Consider the following 19,351-nt stretch of genomic DNA (forward strand, 5'->3'; position numbering starts at 1 on the left):
GCTGGTAATGATGGTTGAGCGTTTTTGATACCTGTCTTCAAGGATTTCCAGTAAATCTCTTCTCTGTTCTTCATCCGGTGCTACCAGTCCCCAGTCATCCAGGACGAGTACATCGACTTTTGCGATGGATGCCAGCCAGTTGGGATAGCTTCCATTAGCCTTGGCAATCTTAAGTTCATTCCATAATCGTGGAAGACGGTAATATCGGGAAGAGAATCCTGTAATACAGGCTTTATGTGCTAATGCGCAGGCGATGTATGTTTTTCCGCAGCCAGTTGGACCGGTAATCAGCAGATTAAGATGTTGTGATACCCACTGGCAGCGAAACAGTTCCAGCATGGCTGATTTGTTAAGGCCACGAGGATGCTTAAAGTCTATATCTTCCATGCAGGCATTGAGCTGTAGTCTGGCTTGTTTGAGTCTTCGCTCCATTTTTCGATTGTCACGTAACAGATATTCACGCTCAACCAATAAACCAAGCCGTTCTTCAAAGTCCAGTTCATTAACGGGTCTTTTGAGTTGCTCTGTAAACGCATCAGCCATGCCGGTTAGTTTTAAGGAACGAAGTTTATCAAGTGTTGGATTGTTTAACATGGTTGTTTCTCCTATTGGTAGTAATTAGAACCACGAAGGTTGTTGTGATGAGGGATGACCGGAGTGGGCGTTTTGGATGACGTCCTGACCAAGTCCATATTGTTTTTCAGCAGACGCTCTACCTGTTGATAGCGTGTCATTCCTGCTTCCAGAGCAATAGCGCATGCGCTCTCCAGTCGGTCTGCCCCAAAACGCTGGGCAAGCCTCATCAACCCCAGGCAGGAACGAAAAGCTTGCTCTGGAAATGCCCGGGCTGCAATCATGTATTCAATATAGCGGGCGGTATCGTCTCCCGTTTTTAATGCCCATCGATGGATTCGCTCAGGCGTCCACTCGGCATGTGCCTTATGACTGCTGGGCATATGTTCTGCCAAAGTGGTGTGTGTAAAGCGTTTTTTTGAGCGGGTATGCAGGGCGATGCGCTTTCCCTCATGGAAACATTCCACCATGGAACTACTGGCACGAACTTCAATAGTCTTATGAATGTACTGATAGGGAACACTGTAATAATGTTCGTCAAAAACAAAGTGATAATCGATATTCACCTTGGCTTTTTTCCATTCGGCATAGTGGTATGGCTCGGAGGGCAAAGGGTGAAGCGCTGGTTTGTCCAGAGTCTCGAACAACTCAAGGCGAGAGGTATTCATTTTCTGAAAAGACTGTTGATTAAAGGCAGCAAGCTTGGGCGCAATGGCTTTTTTAATCTCAGCAATACTGGTAAAAGTATGATGTCGCAACGGGGCAAGAATCTGGCGTTCAACACATCCAACAGCATTCTCAACTTTGGCTTTGTCCTGAGGCCTGGCGGCTCGAGCCGGAACGATAGCGAATCCGTAGTGCTCACTGACATGCTGATAGTTTGCGTTAATATCAGGGTCGTAACGGTGCGACTTGCTCACACCGGATTTCAAGTTATCGGGCACTACAATTTTGGTGACACCGCCAAAGGTGTTCCACATTCGAATATGGGAGCTAATCCAGTGTTCCAGTGATTGACTTTCTGTGATATCAACAAAGGTAAATTGCGATGCACCAAGACTGGCTACAAAGACTTGTGCTTCATGAATCTCTCCTGTAGACGGCTCTATCCATGGAACAGTCATACCCGCATAATCAACAAAAACCTTTTCTCCTGCTTTATGAACCTGTCGCATGACGGGGCTGATTTGCTTGATATAACGCTTATAACGGTCACAAAACTGGCTATAACCCACACCATCCGGATGACATTCCCGGTATTCTCGCCACAGTACCATTAACGTCATCCCTTTTTTTCGCAACTCCGCATGGATGCACTCCCAGTCCGGCAGAACACGCCGGGTTGAACTAGCCTTTGATGGTAAAAATAAGCGCTCATACAGCTCCTGCTCACCCAGAGACAGTGCCTCAATTAAGGTTAATCCCGCTACACGTGCACGATACAGGTAGTTGGATACAGTTCCTGAACTGATATTGAGGCTCCGCCCAATGTCTCGGTTACTGTGTCCTTGTTCATGCTGTCGAAATACTTCTTGAATTTTTCGCATACTTAATGGTCTCACGATAATCTCGCCTTGGATTACAAGACGAATAGTGTATAAAAAATTGTCTTATCATGAGTGTTGGTGGTGATCAAATACAACCGGAATCACTGATCAAATGCTCCGGAATCGGCGATCAAGTAATGCCGGAATCTCTGATCAAGTGTTTCCGGAATCTGCGATCAAATGCGGCCGGAATTGGTGATCATTTCGCTCCGGAATACACAACATGTGTTCAGATTAAATCAAAACTAATTTAATCAATAACAGAATAATGAAATTTTGTAATAGTAATTAATTGATTTTCAAAATATAAGTTAATGTAATAATCTCCGTTTTTTTAACGGTACAATCTGATTTGATCCAAAAAATTTATATCCGTGTGAAAGTCAACGAAATTAAACAATCTGTTGAGAATAACTTTCCATAGAACGCATCAAATTCATATAAATAACGCCCCCTCAAGTCTTTAAGTCTCAATGCCAAGCTAAGACCGATTCTCTTGGATCAAAAACAATTAAATCCATTTACTTTCTTCTATGTTCAGACATCCATACCGCTTCATTGTGAATATCCAACATTGCTTCATACAAGCTATTGGGCGTCATAACAGTAGTTAATTGAGAACCGTATATTTCATAATCATTGATACCTTGATCAGTCACGACCCAGTTTCTACCGTGCCAGGGAATAGCCATAGCAAAATTATTTTTTGCGACTATACAAACCCCAGCACCACTCTTTTTATCAATATATTGCAGCAAAGCAAAAATTAGTTCTCTTTCTACAGGATCAAAATTTCCATCTACTGGTGGAATAAATTCTTCACTTATCCAATACCCTATCTTTTCTTTTCGATTTAGTTCAATATCTACCATGCAAACAGCTGCTGTATGAATGCATTTTTTAAACAGTTCAATGAGCTTAGGCTCTTCTTGAGGGTCAGAAAATGAAAGCCCTAAATGGCCATCCGAGACAGTTATGTATTCGATAAGATTGTCAAAACCTACTGCCTCACAAGGTTTAAGGACATTTCCATAAACCTCAATACTAAAAATGAATCCAATTAACAAACAATAAAACCTCATCCTTTTTCTCCAAAATATCCGAGGATTTTTTCATAATTATCCAGAATATGTACAATATTGTTCACATAAGCCTTGCCATCTTTGTCAATATTATTAACACGATGAGTTCTGTATATTTTTATGCCATATGACAGATGACCTTTACTGTAAAAGACCAATATCCTGTTTATCCAGAGCATCATGCGACTACCCTAAATCACAGTCTTGATAAAAGACATTCAATGCAGGAATCATAGGCATTGCTTTTAGGTTTTGTTTAAAATTTGCATGTCTATTAAAACCAGAAAACTGCACTTTTTTAACATGTGTTCAGATTAAATCAAAATTAATTTAATCAATAATTGAATAATGAAATTTTGTAACACCAATTAATTGATTTTCAAAATATAAGTTAATGTAATAATCTCCATCTTTTAACGGTACAATCTGATCTTTTACCATTGCACCAATCTTAGGATCCATGCTCAAAGTTTGTGTATACCCTTTAATAATTTCTCCATTTACATGACGTGTAAAATCACTAAGAGATCGTTTAACAGTCCCCTGCAACACAGGATTGCCTTTAGAGTCGACGCAAACAATTTTTACATCATACATTTTCTTTGTCGGATTAATTACACCAATTATTGCGAAATAAAATATTATAGAGTCATTATTTGAAAATGAATCGGCTCTACTCCCAGAATCATCAGGGTTTGATAAAAAATTAACTATGTGATCGGTTAAAAGCATGGTGTCAATAAAAACACCATCCTTTACTGCGGTTGCATTAGCTAGACTGCTAATAAAGATAAAGAACACAAAAAAATATCTGAATATGTTGTTCACTTAAAACTCCTAAAATATGAAAATCAGTGGTCATAAGGTCGACTTTTATGGGGGGTATAAAATATCCATGGTATTTGTTTAAATTTAGAATATTTTGTTGCTGCTCAAGAAGCGCAATCAAAATAGCTTCCTTTCTGGTCAGTTATAAACAAACTTACAGGCTTCCCTTTTTGTAGATTCAAGTTACGTAATCAAACCCAAATAAATAATTTTTTCATCATCAATTGCGGCCAGCGTGAATTACTGCCTTTGTTTATCACATAATAGTTAAAAAAAATAATTTAAAGACTCCCCCAAATTTGTATCCATGTGAAACTCGACAAAATTAGACAATCCGTTGAGGATCACTTCTCATGGAGCACATCAAATTCATGTAAATATCGCATCCTTGGGTATCTAAGTCTTACTCCCAAGCTAAGGCCAATTATCTTTGTGCAAAAACAATTAAATCTTCTTACTTTTTCCAATGTTCAGAAATCCATACCGCCTCGTTATGAACATCTAATAGTGTTTCATACAAACTATTAGGCGTCATAAAAACAGTAAATTGAGAACTATATATTTCATATATCATTGATATGTACATTTACCTCTGTATTCCTAGGTTTTTGCATAGAAGCAAGTTGGGATAAAATATAGAGCCACTAAAAAATAAATATTATAGACTTTCATTTTACCCCCCTCTCTTTACCACTAATTCATTCTTATATGGTTGAAGCTGCACAGCCCCTGGAGTTTTTGATATAAATATATTTAAATTTTGTGATTTCATGGTGTTATATTTCCCATAAGCAAGTAATTTTCCAGTTTTTTTGTCTTTTTTAATATATCCTATAAACTGTTCTTTTCTTTCTTGGGCAATAAAAAAATATTTTTTTAGAAATAGTTGATTTTCAGTAAAACCATAAGCCTCAAAATGATCACCACTGCAACTACCAAACTGACTAATCAACAAAACATCGGATTGTTTCTTATCATCACTTGATAAGACAAAAATGTTTGCTCCTAACACATTCATTCTGTTTTTATAATCTTCATTAAAAATAGGTATTCTGCCTGGATAAAATGAATTAGAAGAAACATCGTATAGATAAAGATAATAATTGCCAGTTTTTACCATTTCCTGTTTAATTTTTCCATCACAATCGTAGTTTTCTTCAGATTTAATTTGTTCATTATTGGCATAGATGTAAACTATAAATTTTTTGCCATCACCTCTACGCAATTCTGCACTAAAAGGCGAATTCATGATTCGGTTTTTCATATCCTTATCAACAGTGAAAGGATCATAATTCGCATAATCATCAACGTGAGCATGTTCATTACCTAAGCACAAAGAAACTGACGGCATTTTTTTTACATCCACCGCCATAGTCTTGTGATTTTTATCCCTCCAGCCCACGTTAATTTTAACATTATATTTTTCATCAACCAGAGCATAAGGAAAATAAGAGTTTGCTTTTAATAGTTCAGAATAAAGTGAATTATAATCAGGAGTAGTGAGATCCTTAACTTCATGATTTTTATATAATATTACATGAAATGTAGGGCAAGTACCATCCACCGAATAACTGACTTTTGACAGATTGATCCTATTTTTTTTAAATACTGACAAAACCGGATGACTCCAATTTTCATAGCGCTTTATTAAAATCTTTGGAGCAGCTCCACTTATTTGTATATTTAAAATACATAATAGAAACAATAATACCTTCAAGATTGTTACACCCATAATACACCCTGTAAATTCTTTTACCAAATACTTCTCATTAACCCGTCTTACAGATTGAATCGGAGTTGAGATCATCAATATCTACAAACATTGATTGTTTATCTTTATCTCTCCAGCCAACATTTATTTGCATCTCATCTTCATTATCAACTAATACATATGGAAAATTTGAGTTTGCAGCGATTGCCTCTGAATAAACTTTGTAAAATTCTCCTGCATTGGGAGCTCTTGGGTCAGGGGAATATTTAAACTTTGCGTAAAATGTTACGCAAGTACCATCCGGAGAATAACTTACCTCATAGGGTAAAATACCGTATTGTTTAAATATTTTTAAAATTGGATGAGTCCAGTTTTCATAGCGCTCGACAATAATTTTATCTGAAGCCTCAGATGCTTTTATCCAAACATATATTAAGATTAAAAGAATAATCTTAAATTTTTTAATATCCATGGTATTTTCTCGCAAAATCAAGAGCTTTTTTCATTGTGGGGCCATTTGCAACTGCAATCAGTGCTTTTGCGTAATTTGGGTTATGTCCTGCATATCCAGCTTCTTGTAATTTATAAGCTGATGTGGTCAAGCCTGTGATTAGAGCCCCTTTGTAGTTAATCTAATCTTGCAAACCCATTGCCTTAGCAACATTTTGACTGAGCAAATTACCTAAAAATCCTGCCGCAAAACCGCCCCCCAAAGTGACTCCAAACGTGGTTGTTGCCGTACCTGCAAGTACAGCAGAACCTAAGGCCAATAGACCACCAGACCCGGCGATACTTGCTCCCGCTAAGGCACCGAGTATCCCTGCAGTCATTACTGTGGCTACCACACCGATAATCCCCACCACAACTTTTGAAAAAATCCCATTATTTTTTTTAGGTGTGGGTGGCGATGCGGATTGGATCATTAGACCTTTTGTTGTAGCACTGGTATTTCCTAGAACTTGATTTGCATTGAATTTCTTTTGGGGTTTGTTAAAAATTCTCATATCTATCAAAACTGGAAAATCGCACTTGTTCAAAAATTTGCTTCAGATTAAATCAAAACTAATTTAATCAATAACAGAATAATGAAATTTTGTAATACCAATTAATTTATTTTCAAAATATAAGTTAATGTAATAATCTCCATCTTTTAACGGTACAATCTGATCTTTTACCATTGCACCAGGCTTGGGATCCATACCCAAAGTTTGCGTATACCCTTTAATAATGTCTCCACCTACATGGCGTGTAAATTCTTTAAGAGATCGTTTAACTGTCCCCTGCAACACAGGATTGCCTTTAGAGTCAACGCAAACAATTTTTACGTCATACATTTTCTTAGTCGGGTTAATTACGCCAATTACTGCGAAATAAAATATTATAGAGTCCTTATTTGTAAATGAATATAAATTAGAGCCAGGTTCAAATGAATTCAAAAGACCTATAATGTAAGAATCAGTTATTGACAAAGTATCAATAAAAACACCATCTTTTATTAACTCCGCCCTGCCAAATCCACATACCAATATTAAAAGAAGCATCAACCATTTTTTTATATTATTCATTAAAAAGTCCTATAGTATGAAACCTAATGATCGTAGGGGCGAATTTTTATGAATGATACTATGTTCACTGCAATAAAACCTCATCTTTTTTCTCCAAAATATCCCGGATTTTTTTCATTATTATCTATAATCAGTGCAATACTGTTTCATATGCCCTGCCATCTTTGTCAATATTATTTACACTACTGATTTTGTGTATTTTTATGCCATATGAAAGTTGACCTTTACTGCAAAAAAACGATATCCTATTTATCCAGAGCATAATGCGACTAGCCTAAATGATAGTCTTGATTAAAGGCAGTCACTACAGGAATCATGGGCATTTTTTTAGGTTTTGTTTAAAATTCTCATGTCCAAAAAAGCTTGAAAACCGAACTTATTCAAAAAGTTGCTTCAGATTAAGGCAAAATTCAATCAATAATAGAATAATCAAATCTTGTAATACCAATTAGTTTATTTTCAAAATATAATTTAATGAAATAATCTCCATTTTTTAACGGTACAATCTGATCTTTTACCATTGCACCAATCTTAGGATCCATGCTCAAAGTTTGCGTATATTCTTTAATAATGTCTCCACCTACATGACGTGTAAAACCACTAAGAGATTGCTTAACAGTACTCTGCAACACAGGATTACCTTTAGAGTCAACGCAAACAATTTTTACATCATACATTTTCTTTGTCGGATTAATTACGCCAATTATTGCGTAATATAATATCATAGAGTCTTTTTTTGAAAATGAATCGGCTATTTTACGAGAATCATCAGAGTTTGAGAAAACATTAACTACGTAATCGTTTAAAAACATAGTATCAATAAAAACACCATCTTTAACTGCGCTTGCATTAGCCAGACTACTGATAAAAATGAAAAACACAAAAAAATATCTGATTATTTTATTCACTTAAAACTCCTAAAATAAGAAACCCACTGATCATAAGGTCGGCTTTTTTGGGGGGGATAATATGTCCATGGTGTATATTTTAATTTAGAAAATTCTGCAGCTGTTCGAGGCCTATAATTAAAACGAGCGCCATTGTACTCATTTATTATTAAACCATTTTGCTTAATTTTTTGCATATTTTCTGTTCCAAAATTAAACCAATGCCTATAAATTTTTGCGGCTTTTTCAATTGCAATCTTAAATTTGTATCCTATGGGATGTCCTTCTGGACCTATTCCCATAGCTTTATCCTCCCTTCCATTTCTAGCCCAAGATTGCTCTTGCTGCAGTGTTGCTAGTAAAGCTTTAGGATTGATTTTATAGGTTTGTGCAGCTTCGTATATCACTTTATCAGCCTGATATTTTTCACCCAATAAATTAATGTTGTTCTTAGCAATAATATCTCTAATTTGTTTGAGACTAAGCGAGTCTTTATCGGTTAATTCTGCATCTGATATTGCTTGTACAATAGGGATGGGATATGGATCGGCTAAATGCTTAGCTTTTATAGTCCATAGTCCAACTTTTTTGTCGCTATCGTTTAACGTTAAACCCAATCGTTCGGAAATATTTTCAACATAATCTTTCATTTGTCTATCCATAGAGTCCCAATAAACTCTGCTTGTATGCTTCGAGTCATCAAATTCATTACCTAATTTTGACAAATCAGACTCAAATGAAGAGTCACCATAACCGCCACCGTCTTCTAATAACTTGCCTATATAATTTAAATACACTTTATCCTCAGTCCTCTCAGGATGAATCATATCAAGAACGTTGTCAGTTAGATAATTTTCATCCATAAACTCTATTTCTTCAGATTCAGGGAATTCAGGTACTCTGGCTAAACCGACTAAGCTATCACCTAGGGAACTACCCAAATTATCCGTCATAACATCTACTGCATTAAAATGGGCGCCTGTTGCTGCTGATTCTGCTCCTGAACGGGTTAGGGCATTCACTTCTGCGCTAAGAATTCCGGTGCCTCTGTCCAGTTGGTTTAATTTTTGATTAAAATCTTTCCCCATTGAACTGCCCATCAGGCCTCCGGTAAGACCGGCTGCTCCGAGTTGCGCCCAGTCGAAATGTTGGTGTTTTTGCACGGCAAGACTAATGCCCTGGCTTAGGGCGTTCTGTTCCATCATTTGTACGGCTCTTGAAACACTGAATGTTTTCGAAACCGATAAATTATCCAGATCGCTTATCAAGCTTTTGTGGGAAGAGCTACTGTTTATTCCTCTTAAAAACCCTGCCGTTGCTGCAGTGGCCAAGCCTGTGATTAGAGCCCCTTTGTAGTTAATCTGGTCTTGCACACCCAATGCCTTGGCAACATTCTGACTGAGTAAATTACCTAAAAATCCTGCCGCAAAACCAACTCCCAACGTGACCCCAAACGATGTCCCTGCCGTACCTGCCAGTACAGCCGAACCCAAGGCCAATATACCACCAGACCCCGCAATACTTGCTCCCGCTAATGCACCGAGTATCCCTGCGGTCATTACCGTAGCTACTACGCCAATAACACCTACCACAATTTTTGCAAAAATCCCATTATTTTTTTTAGGTGTGGGTGGCGATGCGGATTGGATCATTATCCCTTTTGCGGTAGCACTGGTATTTCCCAGAACCTGATTTGCATTGAGTTTCTTGTGGGTACGATTAGTGTGCTGCTGATCGCTAGCAACGGGAGGAATATTCAATCGTTGACCGACATGAAGTTGGCCACCGCTTTCTGCCTGGGCATTTCTATCGCTGATGCCATTAGCGTCGGCAAGAACATACCACAAGCTGCTGTCCCCATAGACTTGCAGCGCAATACGTTCTAAAGTATCTCCTGTTTGCAAAGTGTATGCACCTAAATTGTCTTGTGGTGCTTCGGGTAAAACGCCATCGTTACTGTATAATTCCGCACCATGTTTTGCCCCAATTTGATCGATTTCGACCGGGGCTTTTTGCTGGGTTCCCGTTGGTGTAAATCCTCCATAAACATTAAGATGCTGGACTCCTGTATTATCCAACCGTAAATCACCTATGGTTTTTCCGGCAACCGTTAAATAACTGGTTTGACCCTCCTTATCTTTTCGTGCCTTAATTCCCTCAACACTACTGTTCAAATAATAGGTACTGCTATTGCTTTGTTCATCTGTTGATTCTTTTAAATGGCCATTTACATCATAAGCTTTAGTACTTTTTCCTGTGCTTGATCCTCCCTGATCAACAATTTGAACTACTGTATCGCTATTTTGCTGATAATTATCCCAGTATTCATAACCGTAATAATGGGTCACGGTAAAGCTTAAATTGGAATTCTGATCCTTGGTTCGCATCTTTAATTCAGTCAAATTACCCACATTATCATGATCAAAGGTCGTTTTGGATAATTCAACATTCTTTCTACTCAAGGTGCTTTGCGCTTTCAGTAAGCCCTTATCATAAGACATAATATTTTGTTGCGCTAAATTACCATTAACATCAAAATTGTTTTCTTGAACAACTCTGCCTGATCTATCATAAAATCGGGATTGGAGATTCACACCATTCTTTTGAATCAGCTCCAATTGATTATCATTATTGTAGACATAGCTGTAATTTTGCAATTGACCTTGCTCATACTTCGATGCCTTTTGAATATTTCCTGCCGCATCATAAGTTGTGGTAGTGCCCTGGCTGCTGGTCATCATAATTTGACCATTGACCAACTGCCCTTTATTGACTGTCAAACGATTGTTTTCATCAAACAGATAATAATCATCACTCTCTACTGAATGATATCCTGTATAATTGGTGCTAACATGGGTATGACGGATATTTCCTACCGCATCATATTCATAATCAATGGACAATAACGCATGATCTTTATCTGGAAATCGATTGTCGATATCCTCTGGATTTCTGCGTCTGACCTGAACCAGTCGTCCTAATGCATCATATTCATAATGATCAGTTTCTCTTATCCAACCATCCTCAAGAGTATCTCCTCGACTCGATTCTTTACTGATCATCTGTCCTTCAACATCATAGCTGTAGTTTACCGTTTCATGAAGTGCTTCATCTACATATTGAATTAATGCTCCATCACCTTGATAGTGATATTTAACATGTTTTCCAGCGGTAGAAGTTTCTTCAAGCAATAATCCATTCGAATTATAATCATAAGATGTGACATGCCCACCTAAATCAGTGTGCTGCTTTAACCTCCCCTGAGCATCATAATTCCATGATTGACTGCGTCCGTTAGCATCGGTTTCTTTAGTCTTATGGCCGGCATCATCATATTCGTAATAAGTTTCCATGCCACGAGTATCCCGGCGCTTTATTTGATTACCAGTAGTATCATACCAAAAACTGCTCGTCTCGTTCTCGCCATTAATTTGCTTAATCAATTCACCGGCTTCATCATATTCATACTTCTGATACGTTTTAGGTGTTTGCACAGCGATTAATCGATTAGATTGATCATAAGTGTAACTGGTTATCCCTCCCAGTTCATTGGTCAAGGTAGTCAATTGTTCCAGCAAATTATACTGACGAATACGTTTATTTCCCTTGGCATCAAGCTCTAAAATAACTCGCCCCAGAGCATCATACTCTTTACTTACCGCATGGCCGTTCGCATCAATCATAGCTATAGCTTGACCCAGTTCATCATAGGCATATAAATTAACTGGCTTTAATTTTCGCCCCACACCATGCTCATCAACGACGCTCACCTCGGGCAACTCTTGTTGAATCAGCTGGTTGAATGCATTGTATTCATATCGGGTGACGTACCCCAAAGCATTAGTATGAGATAACAGATTACCCCATCGATCTAAGCTTTGTGATTGAATAGCGTTTTGTAAATAGACTTCTCTTTCTTTTTCAGAGGAATTAACACTGTACTCTTTTCTTTGGCCTATCAAACGACCTGATTTATCGTAAATATTGCTCTGTCTTTGCAATTCATATTCGTAACGATCTTTTTCAAAAGAATCTGCATTTTCAAAGGAGTCATCTGATAAATCTAATCCATATCGATTCTTTTCAGAACTAAAAATATTACTGGAAGTCACCACTTGAGTGACTTTATCAGTTAAATCATAAACAAAAATCTGATAATACCCCTGGGTGTTAGAACGCCAAACACGACCAAGACGGTCATAGTCGTAATGAGTTCTGTATTCGCCGTTATTGCCTTTAGCTACTACTTCGCCAAAAGTATTGTATTGGGTGTCTTCAGTATGCAAACCACCTGAATTTTTAAAGGTTGCAGTTTGCAACAAATGGCCTTCACTATCATAACTATATCGTTTATCTTGAATAAATGTGCTACCGTCAACCTGTTTTAAGGTCTGCCAACTGCGTGCCAAATTACCATTAGCATCATAACTGTAATTAACCTGATGGTTTGATCCATCCGTTTCGATAATGAGATGTCCCAGATTATCGTATTCTTGTCTCGTCACAACGTCCTGGCTGGAAGCACCCTTTAATATAAAGTGATCCACATCTGCTTCTCCAGCACCTTGAGCCCATCGTCGTGTTTCTACTAGATGCCCTAAGGCATCATAAGAATAAGTGGTTACTCCTCGACCTTCCCGAGTCTGAGGAGCTACCTTGGCTATTAATTGCCCTAACTCATCATAATAGCAATATGCAGTATTGCCCTTTGCATCAGTAGTCGATGTTAAGTGACCAAGCGCATCATAACTGTAGGTTGTGGTGAGATCGCCAGTAAGTGTTTCATAAGAATTAGTGCCAGATTTTAAGCGCTCATAACGTACTTGCTTTAATGTTTTAGCGGTGAGTTGACCCAAAGCATCATATGTATAAGTGACTGTTCTGTCTTTTGTACTGGTTTGACCCGGAGTAAAATGTTCGGTATTCCAGTCACGAGCTGCCAAAGCATATTCAGTCATGGTATCAACGTCACCAAATACATTATACTGATATGTGGTCAGGTATCCTTCCGGATCAACAACTGCCGTAGTATGCCCTTCCTTGTCGTAATAGGTATAGGTATCCGCCCATTCAGACTCATTTATTCGTACTGAAGATTTGATAACTTCACCAAAGGCATTATACAGAGTTTTTGTAGCAGGATTGATTGTTTTATCGTAACGCCTAGTTATAGGATTATACATCAGAACCGGATCGCGGCTAACCTCTATAACTTGATTATTTAAATTATAAGTATAATACTCATGCCGGTCGGAGCTGCTGCTGATTAATGACTTACTTACTTCAGCTGCGGTGTAATTAAAACCTGTACCCGCTTCTAATCGATTAGCATACAGAGTTTTGCTGACGACTTGTCCCAAAGAGTTATACTGAAAGTACGTTATCCCACCAAGAGTATCGATATTATAAGCCAATAATCCTTGGCTATCGTACACATAATGTTTCCAGTGACCGGCTTTATCACTGCTTGCTATCACCTCGCCAAAAGCGTTATATTGAATTTCTTCAACTAAAGTCTGAGTAAATTCTTGTCGCTGACTGGAGGCTTGGGCAGTTGAGGAATTCACTTTGGCATCTGGATAAAGCGTTTTAATTTTTTGATTTTTATTATCAAACTCGTAAAGCACCGTTTGCTTTTGACCTTCAGCATCGCGAATAACTGCGATGACATTCCCAAAGCTGTCGTAACTGTTGCGAGTTACTACAGATCGCCATTCCTGACCTCGAGCCGTAGTGACTTTGATGCTGGGTGAGCGGGTTTCTACAAGTTGATTGACTTCATCATATTGATAAGTCCATACGGCTTTATTGGCTTCAGTCTTACTTAATACATTACCTTCAGCATCATAAGTGTAATAAGTAGCAGCATGTTCGGCATTGACTTGAGAGACAAGTCTTCCGACAGCATCGTATTCATAGACAGTCTCTCGAGCCCCGTGATCCTGAATCAAGGCCTTTTTAATGTCATGTTCGTTATATTGACTTAGCTGCACCGGTATTGAATGAGTTAATTGAGCAAGCACATTACCAACCCCATCATAGCGACGCTCAACTACCCGACCCTCACTGCTGATGCGATAGACTTCACGACCTGCTGCATCATAAACAAAATGATTGGTCCTATCGTTTGTACTGGCAATGATTTTGAACGTACCATTGCTGTACGCCGTTCGTGTAGAATGAATGGTACTGGCAACGACATGGCCCAAATTGTCGTATTGATACGATTTGGCAATTCCTTCCGCACTAAGCTCAGCAATCAAACGTCCTGCATTATCGTAGGTATAACGAGTAGTTTGATCGTATTGCGGATTCGGGGTTAATTTTTGAATCACATTATCTAAAGTATAATTGGCATTATCTTTCAGAATTAATGATTTAAAATACTTGGTACTGCTGACTAATTGCCCATTCTTGTCATAACGTGATTCCGTAACGTATCCGTTAGTACTGCAGGTAAAACGAAGTTGGTTTAATCCATCAAATACATAATGTGTTCCTCTTCCCTCAGCATTTGATAATTTAGGTCGGCCTCCCTTACGCATCTCGTCAAGGGAAACAGGAGTATCACACTGAAGAATATGAATCAGATTTCCATTACCGTCATAAGAATAGGTGGTAACGTAACCTAAAGCATCATAACTGGCAAGAACTTGACCATTAGTGTTAAATAAACGAAATTGATAGTGATCGTGTTGTTCGTCTTTTTTTAAAGCAGATTTTAAAGTCGTTTCATCATATTGTGACAATTGGGATACAGGATTAGCATAAACAACCGTTTCTTTTTCATAACCATTAGAATCATACAGATGCTCAGTAACTACGCCACGAGCATTGATTTGATAACGGCATCGATTCAATGCATCATAGACATAGTGAGTGCTGTGTTGGTTTGCATCAGTTTGACACACTAAATTGTCATTGGCATCGTATTGATAGGTCGTTGTCAATTTTAAGCCGTCAGGATCGATTACAGTCGCTGTTCGACGCCCTAAATTATCCCACTCATAAGCCGTGGATTTATTTACACCCTGTGAATTAATTTCTGTTTGCTTTAAGATTAAGCCTCGGTCATCATAGGTAAACTCGGTGACTAAATTCAACCCGCTTGGATCAACACACGTCCTTATTAAATTACCCTGATCGTCATACACGAATTGTTTAATACCGCCATTTGCATCGGTGATTTGTAATTGTCTGCCCAAGGCATCGTATTGATAAAGGGTCGTTATTTTTAAATGATTGGGATCAATTGTTTTTGACAAAAGATGGCCTGCCGCATCGTAACTGTACTCAATAACTTGTCCACCTGCATCGTGCTGCCAAATTAGATGACCTACCTCATCATACTTATATTCTTTAAAAGTCTCTTCTGGAGAATCTACCCGAGCCAATTGCCCTTGTTCGTTATAATGAAAATCGGTGACGTAACCATTAGCATCTTTTATTGAAACCTTATCTCCAAAGGCATTAAATTGTGTTATTACCTGTGTATTTTCGTGAGGATTAGACAACGTAATGCTTTTATTTTTATCATCATAACTAAAAATTTTTATAATTTTAGACGAAGAATAATCTGATTCGGTTAAAACTCTCCCAAAGGCGTCATAGCTAATCAATTTGGATTGATTACTGGCATTGGTTATGGTTATTTGCTCTCCACGTTTGTTAAGCTCATATCCGATTTGGTTAAGATTTCCATCAATCCTCGAATTGACCCAACCAAAAGCATCATAACGAAACTCGCTTGTCTTTGATAATCCTCCAACATCATCGATACGCCGGATTAACAAACCTCGTTTATCGTATTCAAATACAGCATCAGTTGATCTAGTGCTGTCAATGCGTTTACTGTTAAATTCTATTTCACCAAAAACATTATATTGAATTCTTACCTGACCTCGCTTTCCATTGTGTTGTGCGATTACCTGGCCAATCGTATTGTACTCATAGCTAGTGTATTCATCATAACGATCGTCTTTTAGTGCTTGTATATGCTGACTTAACTCATCAGTACTTAATTCAGACGGATTGATTTCTAAATAAGCACCATATGCCCGGGTTGATGCAACCTGACCAAAGGAGTTGTATTCGGTTTCCAGCACTGCACCATCAGAATTGACTGTATATTTTAGTTGTTGCGCTTCATCGTAAAAATAACGGGTTGTCTGTTTCAACGCATTGGTTTTACTCAGCAATAAACCGGAATTATTGTATTCAAAAGAACTGCTGTGTTTTTGCCAAATTAACTCGATTTGCTCTTGAGAGGAATACCCTTTCTCTAACAAAGCACACCCAACTTCATTAAGACTTTGAATAACACGCCCCAAAGCATCGTACCGATAGCGTTGTTGCCTTGCCAGATGGGTTTGCTCATCAGTTAAGGTTTTTACTACTAATTGACCCATTTCATCATAATCATAAGTAGTTATTAGGCCGGTGTGGCTTTTTTCTTGAACTAGTAAACCCAAATCATTGTATTGATATGTGATAAGATGATCATTATTTTGTGCTTGCGGGCGGATTTGTTCTAATGTCGTTGTTTCATTAATTAAAATACTTTGCTCAATTGCTTTTTCGTATGAGCACTTTTCTTGCAGCAAACCTCTTGAATCATAACGATATTCAGTAAGATATCCTTCACCATCAATTTCAGCTACTTTTAGTCCGCGTGCATCATAAAGGCTGTAAAGGTGAATATCACGTCCTGAAGCATTCGGTTTGTCTTGCGACCAATCCTCACTAAATTGGTTTGTTACCGGGTTAATGTAACGGATGGTTTCGATCAGATTACCCTGGCGGTCATAATGATACGCAGTGGCATATCCCTCACCATCAAGCTTGGCTTCTAATTGTCCTAGTATATTATAGTAGTAGTAAACTTTTCTATCTGCGTCATCTGAAACCAAGTGAATGCTGTCCCAAGTCAGTAATTGATTTGGACTAAACGGGTAAAGCCTTTTTGCGTAAGCAGTAGTTGCAACTACTTGACCCTGGGCATTGTATTCATAACCAATCACAGCGCCCTGCGCATCGATGCGATAAGCCACTTGATTGTATTTATTATAAACAATTTGCGTGATGCGATCATTGGAACTGAATTTTGGTTTAATCGATTCAAAAGTTGGAATATGTTCCAACCAGCCAAGGGTTGAAACATGTTGTTCGTACTGACATTTTTTTAAAAGCAAACCTTCATCATTATAAAAAAATTCTGTCAACTGACCGCTGGAACTCACTTGAGCCTGAATTCGTCCTTGATGATCATAAAATGTATAGGTAGTCAGACCATCAACACCAGTTTCTGCAATCAATCGACCCGCTGCATCATATTTGTAAATCGTACTGCCATAAGCATGGCTGCTGTCCAAGCGCATGACTGAAAGCAATAAACCGCTTCTGTCATATAAACGCACGGTTTGTAACCCATTAGCATCGGTTTGAATCACTCGCTGATGCGCATCATCATATTCAAAACGTTGACTGTGGTTTTGATTGTCAATGCTTTGAGTAAGACGCCCCAAATCATCATAAAAATATTGAGTAATACACCACTCCCCATCAACAAGATTACTTTTTTCTACCAAACGTCCTGCTGCATCGTAACGGCAACGAGTAGTGACTGCGCTGGAATTAATTCCATGCCCTTGTGAATCGACCTGAGCGTAATGCAGTTCTTCAATAAGTTGACCACGCCAATCGTAGCGAAAATCAATCAAACTGGTGTCCTGAGGATTTTGTCTGGTCACCCAGAATTCTAATTCCTGTATCCCAAGTAACTCATCCTGCCCCATGGATTCCACTTCATAACCAGTTCGTAAATAACAACGTGTACTGGTTAATTGTCCTTCTTCATCATAACGCCGTTCAGTAACGGTTCCGTCGGCTGCGATTGTAAAACGTAAATGACCTCGTTCATCATAAACATATCGGGTAGTTTGCGGCTTTACTGGATGATGGTTCCCATCAAAGCGTTGATATTTGGTTTCAGAAATGACATGATGCGCTGAATCATAAACTCGTTGCGTCACCTGGCCTGATGGTTCTTCAATCCAGACGCAATCACCTTCTTCGTTGTAACGAAAATTCCAGACCTGATTACCCTGAACAATAGAACTTAATAAAGCTCCTTCATAGTAATAACGGATCCTGTATTCCTCAGGCCCATCTATACCGGTCAGTTTATTGTGTTCGTCATAATAATAGGTCCAGGACTCACCCAAACCATTAGTTACTGTTGTCTTTCCTTTTTGATAATCGTAAAGACTAATTCGACCCTCACCATCAACCAACTTTTTTACTCTGCCTTGAGCATCGTACTCTATGTGAAGAGCCGTCCCATCGGACTGTTTGATGTCACTGATTCTGTTAGAATCGCCAACATAATTGTAAGTAATCCAGAAGGTCTTTCCCTGACCTAAATCACGGCTTACCTTATGTAACCGTCCTTGATCATCGTATTCATAACTCAACTTATGTACCGTAACTCCATCACTGATGGTTTTTACTTCACGTAATAAACCATTCCGAAATGACCAAGTAATGGTTTGCTTCCCGCTCCTGTCGGTTATCCCGATCAATTGCTCGTGATCATAAGTAAATGCAACACTATGGCCATCCAAATCGCAAATTTCACTTAGTTGGCCTTCCAGATTGTAATGACACGAAGTTTTTTGTGCTCCCTCACGATAGATCCAGCCATTTTGACTGTAAGTAAGACGAGCAGTCCCGCCCTCTTCTGGTATATAGCATTGTTTTTTGGCATCATAAACAAAACGACTTGTGTGACCGTCTTCAGAAACACGTGTGACAGTTGCACCAGAAACATTAGGTTCACCTGAGATTTCTAATTTGGATTGCATGTTAAAGCGCCAATTTGATCCCGAATCCCCCATCGAATTGTAGGTTTGGAATAAATCCAGACCAAACCCAATATCGGCTAGAAAGCCATCAGATTGGCGCAAAACCAAATTGCCATTTGCTGCGTTGACGTAAACAGACTCACCACTCTGCCCTAATGCCGCAATACCTTTTGGTCCATAACCACCCAGACCTAATGAGGAACCTTGCAGACCCAACCCTTCTCCGGTGAATATTTGTGTCATAATACATCCTGATATGAATTTTTAAATTATCCGATTAATCTGCACGTTCTAAC

General features: G+C 38.5%; 10 protein-coding genes. All 10 read right to left on the bottom strand.

The window, feature by feature from the left end:
- The coding region (locus tag Lwor_RS00920; protein ID WP_058491881.1) for an ATP-binding protein at nt 1-594 on the bottom strand (594 nt) is incomplete at its 3' end.
- A gap of 11 nt (nt 595-605) precedes the next feature.
- Nucleotides 606-2,120, bottom strand: a complete 1,515-nt coding sequence (gene istA / locus Lwor_RS00925) for an IS21 family transposase (protein WP_058491883.1) — start codon at nt 2,118-2,120, stop codon at nt 606-608.
- Between the two features lie 521 nt (nt 2,121-2,641).
- Nucleotides 2,642-3,202 (bottom strand): hypothetical protein, encoded by a 561-nt coding sequence (locus Lwor_RS00930; protein ID WP_058491885.1) that lies wholly within the window; start codon nt 3,200-3,202, stop codon nt 2,642-2,644.
- A 330-nt stretch (nt 3,203-3,532) separates the two neighbouring features.
- Complete coding sequence (locus Lwor_RS00940; protein WP_147279847.1) at nt 3,533-4,030, bottom strand: hypothetical protein; 498 nt, start codon at nt 4,028-4,030, stop codon at nt 3,533-3,535.
- A 673-nt stretch (nt 4,031-4,703) separates the two neighbouring features.
- Complete coding sequence (locus Lwor_RS00945) at nt 4,704-5,789, bottom strand: hypothetical protein (protein WP_147279848.1); 1,086 nt, start codon at nt 5,787-5,789, stop codon at nt 4,704-4,706.
- Between the two features lie 10 nt (nt 5,790-5,799).
- On the bottom strand, nt 5,800-6,213 hold the full coding sequence (locus Lwor_RS00950) for a hypothetical protein (protein ID WP_058491893.1): 414 nt from the start codon (nt 6,211-6,213) through the stop codon (nt 5,800-5,802).
- Nucleotides 6,214-6,373: 160 nt separating this feature from the next.
- Nucleotides 6,374-6,745, bottom strand: coding sequence for a hypothetical protein (locus Lwor_RS00955; protein WP_058491894.1), 372 nt, complete (start codon nt 6,743-6,745; stop codon nt 6,374-6,376).
- Nucleotides 6,746-6,808: 63 nt separating this feature from the next.
- On the bottom strand, nt 6,809-7,306 hold the full coding sequence (locus Lwor_RS00960) for a hypothetical protein (RefSeq protein ID WP_058491895.1): 498 nt from the start codon (nt 7,304-7,306) through the stop codon (nt 6,809-6,811).
- 410 nt (nt 7,307-7,716) lie between these two features.
- Nucleotides 7,717-8,214, bottom strand: coding sequence for a hypothetical protein (locus Lwor_RS00965; RefSeq protein WP_058491896.1), 498 nt, complete (start codon nt 8,212-8,214; stop codon nt 7,717-7,719).
- The gene (locus tag Lwor_RS00970) at nt 8,211-19,298 is read right to left on the bottom strand and encodes a LysM peptidoglycan-binding domain-containing protein (RefSeq protein WP_058491897.1); all 11,088 of its coding nucleotides are present in this window, start codon (nt 19,296-19,298) and stop codon (nt 8,211-8,213) included. Before Lwor_RS00970 ends, Lwor_RS00965 begins: the two co-directional genes overlap by 4 nt.
- Nucleotides 19,299-19,351 lie beyond the last annotated feature (53 nt).

The sequence above is a fragment of the Legionella worsleiensis genome (genome assembly GCF_001467535.1).
Lineage (GTDB): Bacteria > Pseudomonadota > Gammaproteobacteria > Legionellales > Legionellaceae > Legionella > Legionella worsleiensis.